Source organism: Streptomyces sp. MI02-7b (assembly GCF_033793585.1).
Taxonomy (GTDB): domain Bacteria; phylum Actinomycetota; class Actinomycetes; order Streptomycetales; family Streptomycetaceae; genus Actinacidiphila.
The window spans coordinates 374,266-389,470 of the sequence record NZ_JARAWX010000006.1; the positions used below are offsets into that span (position 1 = coordinate 374,266).

Annotated in this window: 15 protein-coding genes; 8 read left to right on the forward strand and 7 right to left on the reverse strand. The window is 73.9% G+C overall.

Going from position 1 to position 15,205, the window contains the following annotated elements:
• Positions 1–179: 179 nt before the first annotated feature.
• Positions 180–1,181: a LuxR family transcriptional regulator gene (locus PV364_RS12820; RefSeq protein ID WP_319660006.1), complete on the reverse strand. Its 1,002-nt coding sequence runs from the start codon at positions 1,179–1,181 to the stop codon at positions 180–182.
• A 101-nt stretch (positions 1,182–1,282) separates the two neighbouring features.
• Positions 1,283–2,293 carry a terpene synthase family protein gene (locus tag PV364_RS12825; protein WP_319660007.1) on the reverse strand — a complete coding sequence of 337 codons (1,011 nt, stop codon included), beginning with the start codon at positions 2,291–2,293 and terminating at the stop codon, positions 1,283–1,285.
• Positions 2,294–2,825: 532 nt separating this feature from the next.
• On the opposite strand from PV364_RS12825, the gene PV364_RS12830 reads away from it, so the two are divergent.
• Positions 2,826–3,926, forward strand: a complete 1,101-nt coding sequence (locus PV364_RS12830) for a S1 family peptidase (RefSeq protein WP_319660008.1) — start codon at positions 2,826–2,828, stop codon at positions 3,924–3,926.
• 119 nt (positions 3,927–4,045) lie between these two features.
• Positions 4,046–4,561, forward strand: a complete 516-nt coding sequence (locus tag PV364_RS12835) for an FBP domain-containing protein (protein ID WP_319660009.1) — start codon at positions 4,046–4,048, stop codon at positions 4,559–4,561.
• A gap of 228 nt (positions 4,562–4,789) precedes the next feature.
• Here PV364_RS12835 and PV364_RS12840 read toward each other — a convergent pair whose 3' ends face one another.
• A complete protein-coding gene (locus PV364_RS12840; protein ID WP_319660010.1) occupies positions 4,790–5,005 on the reverse strand; it encodes a DUF6296 family protein in 216 nt (71 codons plus the stop codon).
• Between the two features lie 155 nt (positions 5,006–5,160).
• On the opposite strand from PV364_RS12840, the gene PV364_RS12845 reads away from it, so the two are divergent.
• Together PV364_RS12845 and PV364_RS12850 are read left to right on the forward strand one after the other, a co-directional pair.
• On the forward strand, positions 5,161–5,601 hold the full coding sequence (locus tag PV364_RS12845; protein WP_319660011.1) for a RidA family protein: 441 nt from the start codon (positions 5,161–5,163) through the stop codon (positions 5,599–5,601).
• Positions 5,598–6,302, forward strand: coding sequence for a 4'-phosphopantetheinyl transferase family protein (locus tag PV364_RS12850; RefSeq protein WP_319660012.1), 705 nt, complete (start codon positions 5,598–5,600; stop codon positions 6,300–6,302). The genes PV364_RS12845 and PV364_RS12850 overlap by 4 nt, the downstream gene beginning before the upstream one ends.
• A 63-nt stretch (positions 6,303–6,365) precedes the next feature.
• Here the strand turns inward: PV364_RS12850 and PV364_RS12855 are convergent, their stop codons facing one another.
• Positions 6,366–7,370 carry an alpha/beta hydrolase gene (locus PV364_RS12855; protein WP_319660013.1) on the reverse strand — a complete coding sequence of 335 codons (1,005 nt, stop codon included), beginning with the start codon at positions 7,368–7,370 and terminating at the stop codon, positions 6,366–6,368.
• A gap of 287 nt (positions 7,371–7,657) precedes the next feature.
• Here PV364_RS12855 and PV364_RS12860 point away from each other — a divergent pair, with 287 nt between their 5' ends.
• Both PV364_RS12860 and PV364_RS12865 read left to right on the forward strand, forming a co-directional pair.
• Entirely contained in the window at positions 7,658–8,719 is a 1,062-nt protein-coding gene (locus PV364_RS12860) for an ATP-grasp domain-containing protein (RefSeq protein WP_319660014.1), read from the forward strand.
• Positions 8,720–8,829: 110 nt separating this feature from the next.
• Entirely contained in the window at positions 8,830–9,276 is a 447-nt protein-coding gene (locus tag PV364_RS12865) for an SRPBCC family protein (RefSeq protein ID WP_319660015.1), read from the forward strand.
• Positions 9,277–9,328: 52 nt separating this feature from the next.
• Here the strand turns inward: PV364_RS12865 and PV364_RS12870 are convergent, their stop codons facing one another.
• The 3 genes from PV364_RS12870 to PV364_RS12880 all read right to left on the reverse strand — a co-directional run bounded on the left by PV364_RS12870 (position 9,329) and on the right by PV364_RS12880 (position 12,168).
• Positions 9,329–10,519, reverse strand: a complete 1,191-nt coding sequence (locus tag PV364_RS12870; protein ID WP_319660016.1) for a transglycosylase family protein — start codon at positions 10,517–10,519, stop codon at positions 9,329–9,331.
• 153 nt (positions 10,520–10,672) lie between these two features.
• Entirely contained in the window at positions 10,673–11,260 is a 588-nt protein-coding gene (locus tag PV364_RS12875) for a pyridoxamine 5'-phosphate oxidase family protein (RefSeq protein WP_319660017.1), read from the reverse strand.
• Between the two features lie 227 nt (positions 11,261–11,487).
• Entirely contained in the window at positions 11,488–12,168 is a 681-nt protein-coding gene (locus PV364_RS12880) for a pentapeptide repeat-containing protein (RefSeq protein ID WP_319660018.1), read from the reverse strand.
• 138 nt (positions 12,169–12,306) lie between these two features.
• Between PV364_RS12880 and PV364_RS12885 the strand changes: the two genes are divergently transcribed.
• Positions 12,307–13,707, forward strand: coding sequence for an FtsW/RodA/SpoVE family cell cycle protein (locus PV364_RS12885; protein WP_319660019.1), 1,401 nt, complete (start codon positions 12,307–12,309; stop codon positions 13,705–13,707).
• A complete protein-coding gene (locus tag PV364_RS12890; protein WP_319660020.1) occupies positions 13,704–15,170 on the forward strand; it encodes a penicillin-binding transpeptidase domain-containing protein in 1,467 nt (488 codons plus the stop codon). Before PV364_RS12885 ends, PV364_RS12890 begins: the two co-directional genes overlap by 4 nt.
• The last annotated feature ends 35 nt before the right edge of the window (positions 15,171–15,205 follow it).

The window sequence follows — 15,205 nt, forward strand, 5'->3', positions numbered from 1 at the left end:
CATGTCCCTTGAGTGCCAATGTCCTCAACTGGACAGGAGCCGGTTCCCCCACGGCAATTCCCGCGCTTTGTTACGAACATATTGACCCGGAATGACGTGTCGTCAATTCCTTTTCCAATGCGGAAAGTTGTCTGAGCAAATAGTCTGAACTGCGAGAACGGGAGGAATCGCCGCCCCGCTCAGACCCAGTTGCGGCGCGCGGCCGCGACGCCGGCGCCGAAACGGTTGGTCGTCCCCAATTCCGCGTAAAGGTCCTGAATACGCCGGCGCAGCGTCCGTGACGAGATCCCGAACTGCCGGGCTATCGCCTCGTCCTTGACACCGGCCGCGAACAGCGCGAGGAGATTGCGTTCCTCGTCCGTGGGCCTGCGGTCCTCCCCCTCCGGGAGAGGGGCCGGGGAGGGCGGCGGCTCGCCGGGGCCGGGGGTGCCGGCCAGCGGGGAGGCGGCCGCCCAGTACCGCTCGAAGAGTTCGGCAAGTGCCTCCAGCAGCGGGGGCGCCTCGGTGTAGAGGCACTCGGTGTTCCCGGTGTCCAGGCTCAGCGACACCATCGCGGCCGACCGGTCGGCCATGGCGAGCTTGATCGGCAGCGTCGGGATGATCCTGGCCTCCTCCCCCCGCGACACCAGGCTGCCGAGTTCCTGCCGGTCGCCGTCCGCGACGAAGCTGGCGGCCGCGTAGACGGCGCGGACCCGCACGCCGCGGCCCACCGCCGCCTCGTCGATCGGCGCGTTGGGGACCAGCAGGAACGGCGGCCGGTCCAGGCAGCAGATCTCGGCGCGCGCGGCCTGCTTCAGCCGGTAGTAGCGGTCGCCGACCGTCTCCGGCCCGCTGATCACGAGGGTCCCGTGGCCGCCGTTCCTGGCCCGCTTCGCGGTGTCGAAGAGCGCGCCGAGCGCGCCCGCCGCGTCGCGCACCAGGGACAGCTGCCGTTCGCGCGACTCCACCAGCGCGCGCAGCGCGTGCCGGGGGTCGACGGTGAGGAACTCCCCCGAGGTGCGGCGGCTGACCAGCCCGAAGCGGTGCAGCCGCTCCAGCAGCGCCAGCCCTTCGGAATACGTCACCCCGAACGCGGCCGCCACGTCGTCGACGGTCCCACCGCCGCGCGCCAGCAGGTGGCGGTAGGCCTTCTCCGCCTCGGAGTCCACCCCGACCAGATCGAGCGGCGCAGCGCCCTCCATCAGAACCCTCCCAGTCACCGACCGCCGCCCCCGAAGCCGGTCACGAACCTAACAAGCCATCGCGGCGGCCGGAAACCGATTCTCGCCCCTCGGACCTGCGCCTAGGTGGCCGCGTAGCGGGCGGACTCGCGCGAGAAGTCGAGGAAGCCGCGGGCCCAGGCCTGGATGCCGTCGGTGTAGCGGCGGACCGCGGCGCGGCGGGAGGCCGTGGTGGGCTGGGCGCGCAGGGCGCGGCCGGCGGCGGTGAGCTCGGCGACACGGAGGGTGTGCAGCCGGCGGGCCTCGGCCACGGCCTCCCGCAGCGGCAGCCGCCGGTGGTGGCGCAGGACGAGCACGAGGTTGGCGGTCTCGCCGCTCGCCAGTTCCTTGTCGAGCGAGAAGAGGTCGTTGGTCCAGCCGATGACGTCGGCGGCTGCCTCGCGCAGTTCGCGGCAGGCGGGCGCGGACCACTCGGCGGGCGTGAGCTCCGCGTCCTCGGCGTACTCGATGAGGTCGAAGAACCAGCCCGTGGCGCCGGAGACCCGCCGCCAGGCGGCGTAGGCCTCCGGGGTGAGCACGGCCCGGTCGGCGCGCTGCCGGAGCATGTCCTGGTTGGTGCGCAGCCAGCCGATCAGGTGGCCGCCGAACCGGTCGCGCCAGGCCGGCCCCATGCCCGCGCCGATCCGCGGCACGACGTCGGCCAGGGCGCGGACAGCAGGCTCGGCCGGTGCCGCGGCGGCCGGTGCCGCGAAGGTGACGGTGCGGACCATGGCGTCCAGTTCGGCGTGGACCGCCGCCGGGTCTCGCGCGTGGGCGTCGCTGCGGTCGTCGACGGCGAACATCCACAGGGTGAGCCGGGCCAGTTCGGTGAGCCGGTGGGCCGGCGCCCAGGGCCACACATGGGCGGCCATCGTCGCGTGGCGTTCGCGGCGGGCCTGCTCCGCGGTGCGTTCCGACAGCAGTCCGGTCCGCAGCGCCCAGGCCGCGACCTGCGGTTCCACCGTCCACAGGGCCGGGTTGAACGCCGAGGGCCCCGGGATGCCGAGCCCCGCCGCGGCCGGGGCCGGCACGGTGCCCGCGCGGGCCTCCGGTGCCGGTGTGTGCGTGCATGCGTATGCCGTCGCCTTGTCCATCACGTGCCCCCCTCCCGGCCCGGACCGCGGGCCAGGAATGCTTTTCGGCCGTCCCCACCGACCGGCTCATACCCGCGCCTTGACGACGGAACGCCGGAATCACCCAGGAAAAGCGCGGGCTTTGGCCATGAATTCCGCGCAGCGGACCGGGACCTCGCGACCCGCTCCCGGAACGCTTGGGCGGCCCCGAACACGCCGTGGCACGGGGGACGTTGACGGAACCCGGCCCGCACCGGCGCCCGCGGCGCCGGGGCGCCCGGCGCGGACGTGGGGCGGAGCGGGGGCGACGGGAGAAGCGGACGGCCGGGTTCCGACGGTCGGGGAGAGGTTCCTCCAAGGGAATCGGGATGTCCTGTGTGACGGCTGTGCAGACCCGCGTCCAGCCTTGCCGGTCGCGCAAACGCCTCGGAATACTCAACGGCGTTGCTTGGCGTGGACATGTATTCCTTGCGGGACGCGGCGCCGGTGACCGGAAGATCTCCCGGGTGCGCGGCAGCCGAGCGGACCCGTCCCCCCACTGGAGGTACTGCACGTGAAGCACCGACGCATATCCAGGTGGAAGGCCGTACTCGCCGGCAGCGGGGCAACCGCCGTGCTGGCGGCGGCGATCCTGCTGCCGCAGGCCGACGCGGCGACCTCGCCGGCCCCCACCTCCGAGGCCGCCCCGAGAACGCTCGGCGCGGCGTCGGCGGCGACACTGGCCGACCGCCTCGTGACGCGACTCGGCGCGGCCGACACCGCGGGCTCCTACTACGACGCCGGTACTCGCCGCCTGGTGGTCAACGTGCTGGACGGCACGGCCGCCGACACGGTCCGCGCGGCCGGAGCCGTGGCGAGGACCGTCGGCAACAGCACGGCCGAACTGCGCTCCGCCACCCGCACCCTGGGCGCGAAGGCCCGCGTCCCGGGTACGGCCTGGGCGATCGACCCGCGCACCGACCAGGTGGTGGTGACCGCCGACGCGACCGTCTCGGCCGCGGGGATGGCCCGTCTGGACAAGGCGGTGGACGCCCTCGGCGCCGGTACGGTCCGGGTCCACCGCTCCAAGGGTGCGTTCAAGCCCTTCGCCGCCGGTGGCGACGCGATCTACGGCTCGGGCGCCCGGTGCTCGCTCGGCTTCAACGTCGTCAAGGACGGACAGCCGTACTTCCTCACCGCGGGCCACTGCGGCGTCGCCTTCACCAGCTGGTCGGACTCCTCCGGCGGCCCGGAGATCGGCTCGGTGGAGGCGGCGACCTTCCCCGGCCACGACTACGCGCTGGTGAAGTACACCGACACCGGCGTCGCCCACCCCAGCGCGGTCGACCTCTACAACGGCTCCACGCAGGCCATCACCGGCGCCGCCCTGCCGGCCGTCGGCCAGGCGGTGCAGCGCAGCGGCAGCACCACCCGGGTGCACAGCGGCACGGTCACCGGGCTCGACGCGACCGTCAACTACCAGGAGGGCTCGGTCTCCGGCCTCATCCGGACCGACGTCTGCGCCGAACCGGGCGACAGCGGCGGCGCGCTCTTCTCCGGCAGCACCGCCCTCGGCCTGACCTCGGGCGGCAGCGGTGACTGCGCCGGCGGCGGGGAGACCTTCTTCCAGCCGGTCACGGACGCGCTCCAGGTGTACGGGGCCGGCATCGGCTGACACACGGGGCGGCGACGGTGCCGGGCGATCCCGCGGGGGGACGCCCGGCACCGTCGCGTGCGCGGACCGCCCGAAATTCCCGCGACAGCCACCGCGCGCCGGTGTTAGCTTCCGGCACCATGGACCCGCTCACCGAGACCGAGATCCGCGACGCCTTCGTCAACTGCTCCAAGGGCGAGGCGCGCCGGGCCAACCTGCCGCGCGACCTGGCCGAGCTGCCGTGGGCCGACCTGGACTTCCTGGGGTGGCGCGACCCCGGGGCCCCGGACCGCGGATACCTGGTCGCCGAGCGGCACGGCCGCATGGTGGGCCTGTCGATGCGCGCGCCGTCGGCCGCCCGCAGGAGCCTGCTCAGGACGAGCCTGTGCTCCATCTGCCTCACCTCGCACGCGAGCTCCGGCGTCGACCTGCTCGCCGCACCGAAGGTCGGCCCCTCGGGCCGCCAGGGCAACACCGTCGGCACCTACATCTGCGCCGACCTGGCCTGCTCGCTGTACGTGCGCGGCAAAAAGACCTCGGCCCTGGTGCGGCGCATGGAGGAGACCCTGACGCCCGAGGAGCGCGTGGAGCGCGCGCGGGCCAATCTGGCGGCCTTCCTGGACAAGGTCTTCGACGGCGCGCAGGCGCCCGCCTGACCGGGCGCGGGTTCCCCGCCCTGCCGGGGCGGTCCACGTCAGCGGTGAGATGGGACGGGTCCCGACGCGGGGCGGCCGAAGCGCGGCGCGGACATGCGCGCGCCCGGCGGGCGGCCGGTACCGGAAGGCGCCGCGGGAGTGGTGCGGGGGGCGCGATCCGGCCGGACGGGGCCCGACGGGCGGCGGTGTCCGGGACGGCCGCCACGTCGTGGCGACCGCCGCCGCGGATCAGTGCGGCCTGGCGCGCGAGGGCATGTCCGGTCGTTGGTGCCCTCCGGTGGCGAGCATGCGGACCTCTCCGCGGTCGCTGATCTCGGCCTGCACGATGCCGGTGTCGTCGCTGTAGACGGGGTGCCCGCCGGCACCCTTGCGCTCGGTGCGCCGGACGACCACGGTGTCACCGGAAACGGGGAACGTGAGTTCGTACGTTTCGGAGTGGGACATGTGGGGAACCTCCTGTCTCCGCACCTTATGACCATGTATGCCCAGAGAATCACTCCCCAATGACACCTGCTGTGACGTAGGCCGATGCGCCCCGGCGGCGGCGTGCGGGATCATGGACCGTCGTCGCACGCCGCACGTCCCAGGGGGGAACCCGCATGTCGCACCTCACCCACATCGCCGCGCCGGAGGGCGTCGCCCCGGGCAACGGCTACAGCCACGTCGTCCTGGGAGAGGGCCGCCTCGTGGCGGTCTCCGGGCAGATCGCGCTGGACGCCGACGGCGAGGTGGTCGGCCCCGGCGATCCGGCGGCGCAGGCGCGCCAGGTGTTCGCGAACCTCGGGCGCTGCCTCGAGGCGGCCGGGGCGGACTGGGGGGACGTCGCCAAACTGACCTTCTTCGTCACGGACGTCGCCGTCCTGCCCGCCGTGCGTGAGGCGCGGGACGCCCACATCGACACCGCCCGTCCCCCGGCCAGCACCGCGGTGCAGGTGGCCGCCCTCTTCCGGCCCGAGCTGCTGCTGGAGGTCGAGGCGCTGGCGATCGTCCGGAGCACACGGAACGCACGGGAAGCCGGCGAAGCGGCGGACCGGTCGTGACGCTCGTTCCACGGCGGTTCGACCCGGCGGCGCCGCCCCCGGACCCGGCACCGCCCGGGCCCGGCGGGCCGCCCCGGCTCTGGCTGGTGGACACCGCCGCCACCGCGGTGGCCGCCGCCCGGCTGGCTCCGGACGTGCTCGACGCCGAGGAACGGCGGCGCGCCGCCGCGTTCCGCTTCGACCGCGACCGGGACGCCTACGTGTCCGCTCACGTGGCACTGCGCGTGCTGCTCGGCGGCTACCTCGGCACGGCGCCCGGCGCCGTGACCTTCGTCCGCGAGACCTGCCCGACCTGCGGCGGCCCGCACGGACGACCCGCGGTGCCGGCGGGCCGGCCGCACTTCTCGCTCTCGCACACCCGGGGGCTGTCGCTGCTGGCCTTCGCCGCCGGCACGGTCGGGGCCGATGTGGAGGAAGTGCCGGGCGGGGCGGCCGCGGACGGCGTGTGGCAGTCGCTCCACCCCCGCGAGGTCGCCGAACTCGAAGCCCTCGCCGAGCCGGAGCGCGCCCTGGCCTTCACCCGCGCCTGGGTCCGCAAGGAGGCGTATCTCAAGGCACTGGGCACCGGCCTGTCCCGTGAGCTCTCCGCGGACTACCTGGGCACCGCCCCGACGCCGTCGCCCGGCCCGGCCGGCTGGCGCGTCCACGACGTCGCCGCGGGAGCGGACCACATGGCCGCGATCGCCGTCCGCGAGGACTGACACCGTGCGGCGGCCCGGGTGCCGCGTGCCGTCGGACGCCGGCACCCGGGCCGCCGGGGCCGGTCAGCCGCGGGACTTGCGGGCCAGGGCGAGGAAGACACCGCCCATGATCAGTGCGGCCCCCGCGATGCCGCCGATGGCGGTCAGGACCGTCTCGCGCCAGCCGGTGTCCGCGAGCGCCGGAGCGCCGGAGGTCGCCGCGGCCGGCGCGGCGGTGGAGGCGGCCGCCTCGCGGATGAGGCGGGTCACCGCATCGGGGTGGGAGATCATCGCGACGTGCGAGGAGTCGACCTCGACGGTGTGGGAGCCGGCGCGCCGGGCCTCGTAGCGTTCCAGGGCGGGGTTGATGGCGTGGTCCTCGGTGGCGACCAGGGCCCAGGACGGCACGGTCCGCCAGGCCGCGCCGGTCGCCCGCTCGGTGAAGGCCGTCATGGCGATCGGCCGTTGCTCGGCGGCCATCAGCCGGGCCTGCGCCGCGGGGAGGTCGGCGGCGAAGACGCTGTGGAAGCTCGCGTCCCGGATGTAGATGTCGACACCGCTGCCCGCGGCGTCACGGTAGGGCACCGTGCGCTGGACGCCGCTGAGCTGGGCGGCCGGGAACTTCGCGCCCAGCGCGGCGAGCGTCTCGCCCCGGTCCGGCACGAGGGCGGAGACGAAGACCAGGGCCTTGACGTTGGGGTTGCCGGCGGCCGCCTCGCTGATCACGGCGCCGCCGTAGGAGTGGCCGGCCAGCACGATCGGGCCCTTGATGCTCCTGAGCACACCGGCGATGTACGTGGAGTCGTTGGTCAGGCCGCGCAGCGGGTTGGCGGGGGCGATCACGTCGTAGCCCTCGCTCTCCAGGCGGCGGACGACCTCGTCCCAGCCGGACGCGTCGGCGAAGGCGCCGTGCACGAGCACCACGGTCGGCTTGCCGCCGCCCGTGCGGCCGTCGCCGGGGACCGCGGAGGCGGCGACGGGCCCGGCGGCCAGGGCCGCCGCGGCGAGCACCGCGGTCAGGGGTGCGGCCGTGCGTATCCGGCGCGGGCGGGGCGGGGTGCGGGGGATCGGATCGGTGTCGATGTCCATGGCGGCGGCGTCCCTGCTTTCGTGGAGGGAAGGGAGGTCGCCTTCCAGCGTTCGCCCGCCGTACCCGCGCCGCTCGCCCCGCGGTGCGGTCGGGTGACGGTGCGCCGCGTGCTCTTTCCGTTCGCTGCGCGGACCCGAAACACCGGCGTCATCGAACGGCAGTATGATCCGCCTCACACATGATCCCGAACGGCGGAAGCCCGTGCCGCAGCATGCCCACGGCCGGCCGTCCCTGCACTGAGGGGAGCGTTCCGATAGCCCTCCGAATATGGCTCAGCAGCGCGGGGGTGGCCACCACACAGGTGATGGCCATGCTGCGCGGGAACCCCGACGCCGTGGATGTCCGCATCTACGGCACCAATGTCGATCCGACCGCAGCGGCGCTCGGCGCGTGCGACGTGGCCGAGGTCGAACCCCGCCATGTCGCCGATCCGGCCTACGCCGAATTCGCCCTCGATTTCTGCCGCCGGCACGCGATCGACGTGCTCATCCCGCCCCGGCGGCTGAGCGCGCTGGCCGGCCTGACGGAGGAGTTCGCGGCCGTGGGCACACGGCTGATGTGCTCACCGCCGCGCTCGGTCAAGGTGCTGACCAGCAAGAGCCGTACATATGAGGAGGCGCTCGCCGCCGGCATCCCGGTGCCGCCGTGGCGGGTGGTGGGGGACGCCGACGGTCTGCGGACCGCCGTGGAGGAGCTGTCGGCGACCGGCGAGACGCTCTGCTTCAAGCCCGCGGGCGAGTTCTCCGCCTTCGGCTTCCGCATCCTTCAGGACCGGCCGATGGTCCTGCGCGACCTGCTGGAGCCCGCCCGCCCCATGGCCTCCGTCGACGCGGTCGCCCTGGCGATGAAGCAGGCCGCGGACGCGGGCGAGCAGGTGCCCCCGCTGATCGTCATGCCCTACCTGGAGGGGCCGGAGGTCAGCGTCGACTGCCTGTCCACCCCCGGCGGCGAACTGCTCGCCGCGATCCCGCGCGCCAAGCAGGGCCGCTACCGGCTGCTGCTGGACGACCCGGAGATGACGGACATCGCGCGCCGGCTGGTCGCCCACTTCGGCCTGGCGTACCTCTCCAACGTGCAACTGCGGCACCGCTTCGGGGAGCCGGTGCTGCTGGAGGCCAACCCCCGGCCGTCGGCCGGGATCTTCCAGACGGCCTTCACCGGGGTGAACCTGCCCTGGGCCGCCGTGCGCCTGCTGCTCGACGGCGACGCGGGCCTGGTCGCCGCGCCGCGCCTCGGCGGCAGGGTCGCGGTGACCGAGGCGGTCACCGAGGTCCCGGACACCGTGCCCGCCGTGATGCCGACGACGGCCGCGACCGTCACGCCGGAGTCCATCGGCAGCGTCGCCTGACCTGCCTCCTGCCCCGGGCGGCGGGCCGCCCGGGGCAGGGCGGGGGCGGGCAGCCTGGCGGGGGCGACGCCGCGGGCGCAGGCTGGAGGGAGGAAGGCAGGTGGCAGCCCATGAGCAGACTCGAGGAGCAGATCGACCTCGGCGTTCCGTCCGAGGTGGCATGGAAGCACTTGCACGACGTGGGTGAGTATCCGCGGTTCGTCGGCGGCGTCCTGGACGCCACGGCCGAGGGGGAGAGCAGGGCGCGCCTGGAGGTGGCCCGCGGCGGCGGTGACGACGCCTCCATCGGTACAGAGATCTCGGACCGGCCGCAGGCGCGGGGGGCGACCCGTGAGATGACCTGGCGCACCAGCGGCACCCCGGAGATCAGCGGGACGTGCTCGGTCCTGCCGATCGACGCGCAGCACAGCCGGGTGCAGGTCCGCATGGAGTACGACGCCGGGGAGATACGGGAGGCGTTCGGCGGCCCCAAGGGCTTCGCCCAGGTCAGCGCGATCGAACGCACGGTCCGCGACGACCTGCGGCGCTTCAAGGACCTGGTCGAGCGCGAACGCTGACGCGACGCCGGACCGTGCCCGCGGGGCGGCCCGCACGGGCCGCCCCGTCCCGCTACATCCGCACTCCGTGCCGGCGCAGCCAGGCCACCGGGTCCACGTCGGTCCCGTAGCCCTCGCCGGTGCGCACCTCGAAGTGCAGATGCGGCCCGGTCGTGTTGCCCGTCGACCCGGAGCGGCCCACCTGCCGGCCCGCGGACACCGACTGCCCGGCCCGTACGGTCAGCGACGAGAGGTGGCCGTACTGGGTGTACATCCCGTCCGCGTGCCGGATCACCACCTGGTAGCCGTACGCACCGCCCCAGCCCGCCTCGACGACGGTGCCGGCGGCCACGGCCTTGACCGAGGTGCCGGTGGGCACCAGATAGTCCTGCCCGGTGTGGTAGCCGCTGGCCCAGTGCGCGCCGGCCCGGTGGTAGGGGGTGCCCAGCGATCCGCTGACCGGCGCCACGAACGTGGTGGCGGCGGAGGCGGGCCTGGCCTTCGCGGCGGGTCCTGCCTTCGCCGCGGGCTTCTGCCGGGGGACGGCCTTCGTACCGGGCCCGGTACCCGGCGTGGCCGGCGGCCTGGTACGCGGTGCCGCCCTGGTCCCCGCGCCGGGCAGCGCCAGTTCCTGGCCGGGGAAGATGAGGTCGGGGTCGGCGCCGACCACCGGGCGGTTCGCCTCGTAGAGCCGCGACCAGCCGCCGGGTACGTCCTGCTCCTCGGCGATGCCGGAGAGGGTGTCGCCGCTGACGACCCGGTACGACGCGTCGTGGGCGTCCCGCTGACGCTTCGTCACCGCATCGTGTGCGGCAGGGCGTTCGGTGCGGGTCTTCTTCTGCACCGGAATCCCCGTCCGGGGCTCCGGGCCGCCGCCGGTCAGCCCCGCGCGCTGCGAACAGACCGGCCAGGCACCGGGCCCCTGCCCGTCCAGTACGCGTTCCGCGACCCGTATCTGCTGGTCCTTGGTGGCCAGGTCGGCGCGTGAGGCGAACGCCGTCCCCCCGTACGCCTTCCACGTCGACGGCGTGAACTGCAGCCCGCCGTAGTAGCCGTTGCCCGTGTTGATGCTCCAGTCGCCGCTGCTCTCGCACTGCGCGACCTTGTCCCACGTGCCGGCCGTCGCCGCCCCCGCGCCGGTCGCGGCGATCAGTGGCAGCGCCAGCCCCGCACCGGACGCGGCCGTCACGGCCACGGACATCTGCGAGAGGCGGCCGGGCGGCTGGGGTCTGCGGTGGCGACCTCGTACGGGCCGTACGGGCATGGGGGGACCACCTCTCCGGTTCCGGACATACGGCCGTACAAGTACGACAGAGGGATCTTGTCGCCGCAAGAGCGCGTTCGGGAATCGCTCGTGCGCCCCAATCACCACCGTCCCGCGCCGACTTGGGCCCCGCGCCCGCGCCGGCTCAGGCCGTCACGAGGTCCGCGGAGGCAGCGGGAGCGGGAGGCCGGGGAGCCCGTCGAGGCTGACCCCGACGTAGGGCTTGGCGGCGCAGTAGTCGTTGAAGGACTCGTCGGTCTCGCGCGAGAAGCGCTGGGTGTGCAGGTCCCGCTCCTCGCGGAAGTCCATGTACGGCACGGCGAACCCGCAGCTGTCGCTGATGCGTTCGGCGGTGACGACGATGATCGCGCGCACGTCGGTCCGCTTGCGGACGTCGTCGGAGAAGGACGGGACGAGCTCGTCCCAGCGGGGGTCGTCGCGGAGCACCGCCTCGCCGTGCCCGTGGACGCGCACGATGGTCGGCGGCCCGGTGAAGGCGCACCACATCAAGGTGATGCGGCCGTTCTCCCGGAGGTGGGCGATGGTCTCCGCGCCGCTGCCGCCGAGGTCGGCATAGGCGAAGGTGTGGTCGTCGAGGAGGGCGAAGGACCCGTCGAGGGCTTTGGGCGAGAGGTTGACCCGGCCGTCGCCCGCCAGAGGGGCGGTGGCGGTGAAGAAGATCTTCTGCTCTTCGATGAAGGCGCGCAGGCGGCCGTCGATGCGTGCGTAGGTCTTTCCCATGCCTGCGATTCTCCGGCGGTGGCGCGGATTCCGCCGCCGCCTTCTCGCCGTGTCGACGCGAACGCGTCCGCCCCGGCGGGACGGGCAGGCCCGGGTGCACGGCCAGACCACGACGCCGCGACGCCCGCGTCGCCGATCATCCGGTCGGCTGCGCGGCCGATCGCGGGCTTCCCGGACCGGCCGATCCGGTCGTGCCGCGACTCCGGGAACCGGGGCACGTGCCGGGGTCAGCGGCGTGCGCGCTGCTCGTCGTCGCGGACCTCGATGCCGAGGGCGGCCGCCAGGGCCGGGGCGAGGTCCAGCAGCTGGGCGCTGCCGATGACGGCGCCGCGCAGGGACTCGTGGCCGTCGGCGATGTCGAGCAGGGTGGTGCCGCGCAGGTCGGTGGCGTCGAACCGCGCGTGGCCGATGCGGAGCCGTTCGAGCTGGGTGCCGGGGAAGGAGACCTCCTTGAGCCGCGCGCCGCCGAGGTCGACGTCGCGCAGGACGCAGTCCTCGAAGACGACCTCGTGGAGCGAGGCACTGCGCAGGTTGACCGAGTCGAACTTGCAGCGGCGGAACACCACGCGCCGCAGCACCGCCCCGAAGGCCTCGACCCCGGCGAAGACGCACGAGTCCGCGGTGGCGTCCGTCCAGTTCGTCTCGGCGAACGAGGTGCCGACGAAGCGGTCGCCCTGGAGCCACACCTCGTTGAGCCGCCCCCGGCGCAGGCTGCCGCCGTTGAGGACGGAGTCGGTGACGGCGCACTCGAGGAACTGGGCGCCGCCCGCGTCCTGGTCGTCGAGGGTCAGCCCGGCGAAGTGCAGCGTGTCGTACCGCTCCTCGACGAAGAGGCGGGGCTCGGTGAAGGGCTCCAGCACATGCGCGTACGGGAGCTCGGACAAGGAGGTCGGCGCCTTGTGGGTCATGGCGTCACGGTAGCGGCCCCCACCGACAGCGCCGCGAACACGGGAAGGCGGGACGACGGGAAGGCGGGACGACGGGAAGGCGGGACGACGGGAAGGCGGGACGACGGGAAGGGAATGTCCTTTTGATACCTTTCGCCCATGAGTGCGCCCTCCCCCAGTGCTTCGCCCGAGTGGGAGTCCCCCCGGCGGAGCCTGGAGGAGCCCGGGCCCGTCGCGCCGCCGCACCGGCGCCGCGGCGTGGAGCTGGGGCTGCTGTGCGGGGCCGTCCTGATCTCGGTGTACGGCTACTGCGACGTCGGCCTGGCCAGGGACGGCACCCTGCCGCCCGGCGCCGCGGGCTACGGGGCCGCCCTCGGGGCGCTGTCGCTGCTGGCACATCTGACCGTCCGTCTGCGGGCGCCGTACGCCGACCCGCTGCTGCTGCCGATCGCGGTGCTGCTCAACGGCCTGGGCCTGGTGCTGATCCACCGCCTGGACCTGTCCACCCCGGACGCCGCCGCGCCCGCGCAGCTGGTCTGGTCCGGGGCCGGCGTGGCGTTGTTCCTCCTGGTGGTCCTCGGGCTGCGGGACTACCGGTCGCTGGCCGTGTACGCGTACGTGTGCGTGGTGGCCGCGCTCGCGCTGATGATCGCGCCGATCCTCTTCCCGGCCGTGAACGGCGCCAAGCTCTGGGTCCGCTTCGGCGGACTGTCCTTCCAGCCGGGCGAGTTCGCCAAGGTGCTGCTCGCGGTGTTCTTCGCCGCGTACCTGGCGGACAACCGCAGCGCGCTGGCGTACACCGGCCGGCACATCTGGCGCTTCCGGCGGCTGCAGCTGCCGACCGGCCGGGTGCTCGGGCCGGTACTGGCGGTCTGGGCGATCAGCGTGGGTGTGCTGGTGGTGGAGCGCGACCTGGGCACGTCCCTGCTGTTCTTCGGACTGTTCGTGATCCTGCTGTACGTCGCGACCGGGCGGACCGGCTGGATCGCGATCGGGCTGCTGCTGTGCGGCGCCGGGGCGTTCCTGGTCGGCTCCCTCGAACCCCACGTGCACTCCCGGGTGCAGGACTGGCTGCACCCCTTCGCGAGCATCGAGGCCGGTCAGGGGCCGGGGCAGCTCGCGCAGTCACTGTTCGCGTTCGCCGCCGGCGGCCTGCTGGGGACGGGCCTGGGCGAGGGTCACTCGGTCTTCATCGGCTTCGCCGCCAAGTCCGACTTCGTGCTGGCCACCGCGGGCGAGGAACTGGGACTGACCGGGCTGACCGCGCTCTTCCTGCTCTACGGGCTGCTCGTGCCGCGGGGCTACCGCGCGGGCCTGGCGATCCGTGACCCGTTCGGGCGGCTGCTGGCGATCGGGCTGGCCTCGATCTGGGCGCTGCAGGTCTTCGTGATCGCGGGCGGGGTCACCGACCTGATCCCGCTCACCGGCATGCCGATGCCGTTCCTGGCGCAGGGCGGTTCCTCCGTGGTCACCAACTGGGTGATGGTCGCGCTGCTGGTGCTGCTCAGCGACACCGCCCGGCGGCCGGTCCCCGGCCCGGTCCCGGCGGTGCCGGGGTGATCCCGCACGCCCGCCGGGCGGCCGCCTTCTGCATGCTGCTCTTCGTCGCGCTGCTGGTGAACGCCACCCGGCTGCAGGTCTTCAGCGCCCCGGCCTACAACGAGAACCCGGCCAACCGCCGGGTGGCCATCGCCCGCTACGAGCGGCCCCGCGGCGACATCTTCGTCGGCAAGCACGCGGTGACCGGCTCCCGCCCCACCGACGGCCTGCTCGGGTACGAGCGCACCTACACCGACGGCCCGCTGTACGCGCCCGTCACCGGCTTCGCCTCCCAGACGTACGGCACGACGCTGCTGGAGGCCGCCGAGGACGCCATCCTGTCCGGCACGTCCCCCCAACTGGCCACCCTGCCGGTGTGGAACGCCATCACCCGGCAGCCCCAGCCCGGCGGCGACGTCCGCACCACCATCGACCCGGCCGCCCAGCGGGCCGCGTACGAGGCGCTGGCCGGCAAGAAGGGCGCGGTCGCGGCCCTGGACCCGCTGACGGGACGGATCCTGGCACTGGTGAGCGCCCCCTCGTACGATCCCGGGCGGATCGCCGGGACCGGTCCGCGGGCCGCCGCGGCATGGCTGTCCCTCACCTCCGACCGCGACCAGCCGATGCTGAACCGGGCGCTGCGGCAGACGTACCCGCCGGGCTCGACGTTCAAGACCGTGACCGCCGTGGCGGCGCTGACCAGCGGCACGATCACCGACATCGGGGAACCGACCGACTCGCCCAACCCGTACCGGCTGCCGGGCTCGACCACCTTGCTGCGCAACGAGTCGGACTCCGAGGACTGCGAGGACGCGCCGCTGCTGTACGCGTACGCCATCTCCTGCAACACCGTCTTCGGCAAGCTGGGCGACGACGTCGGGCTGACCGCGATGCGGGAGACCGCGGAGGCCTTCGGCTTCAACGACGACTCCCTCGGCATCCCCTCGCACGCCGCGGTCAGCGTCTTCGACCGGCGTATGGACGACGCGCAGCTGGCGCTGTCCTCCGTCGGTCAGTACGACACCCGCGCCACCCCCCTGCAGATGGCGATGGTCGCCGCGGCCGTCGCCAACGACGGCACGCTGATGTACCCGCACCTGGTGGAGCGCACCACCGACAGCTCCGGCCTGCCGGTCGCGCTCACCGGCGACCGGGCCTACGGGCAGGTGATGGACGCGGTGGTGGCCCGGGACATGCAGACCATGATGACCGAGGTGGTCCGGTCCGGCACGGGCGGCAACGCCGCCATCCCGGACGCCGTGGTCGGCGGCAAGACCGGCACCGCGCAGAACGGCGAGAACAACCGCGGCACTCCCTTCGCCTGGTTCATCGCCTGGGCCAAGGACTCCGCCGGCGGCCCCGCGCGGGTCGCCGTCGCGGTCGTCGTGGAGGACGCCGCGGCCGACCGCGCGGACATCAGCGGCGGCGGCAACGCGGCGCCGGTCGCCCGCGCGGTGATGGAGGCGGTGCTGGGCCGCGGCTGACGGTCAGGTCGCACCGTACGGACCGGCCGCGGCAC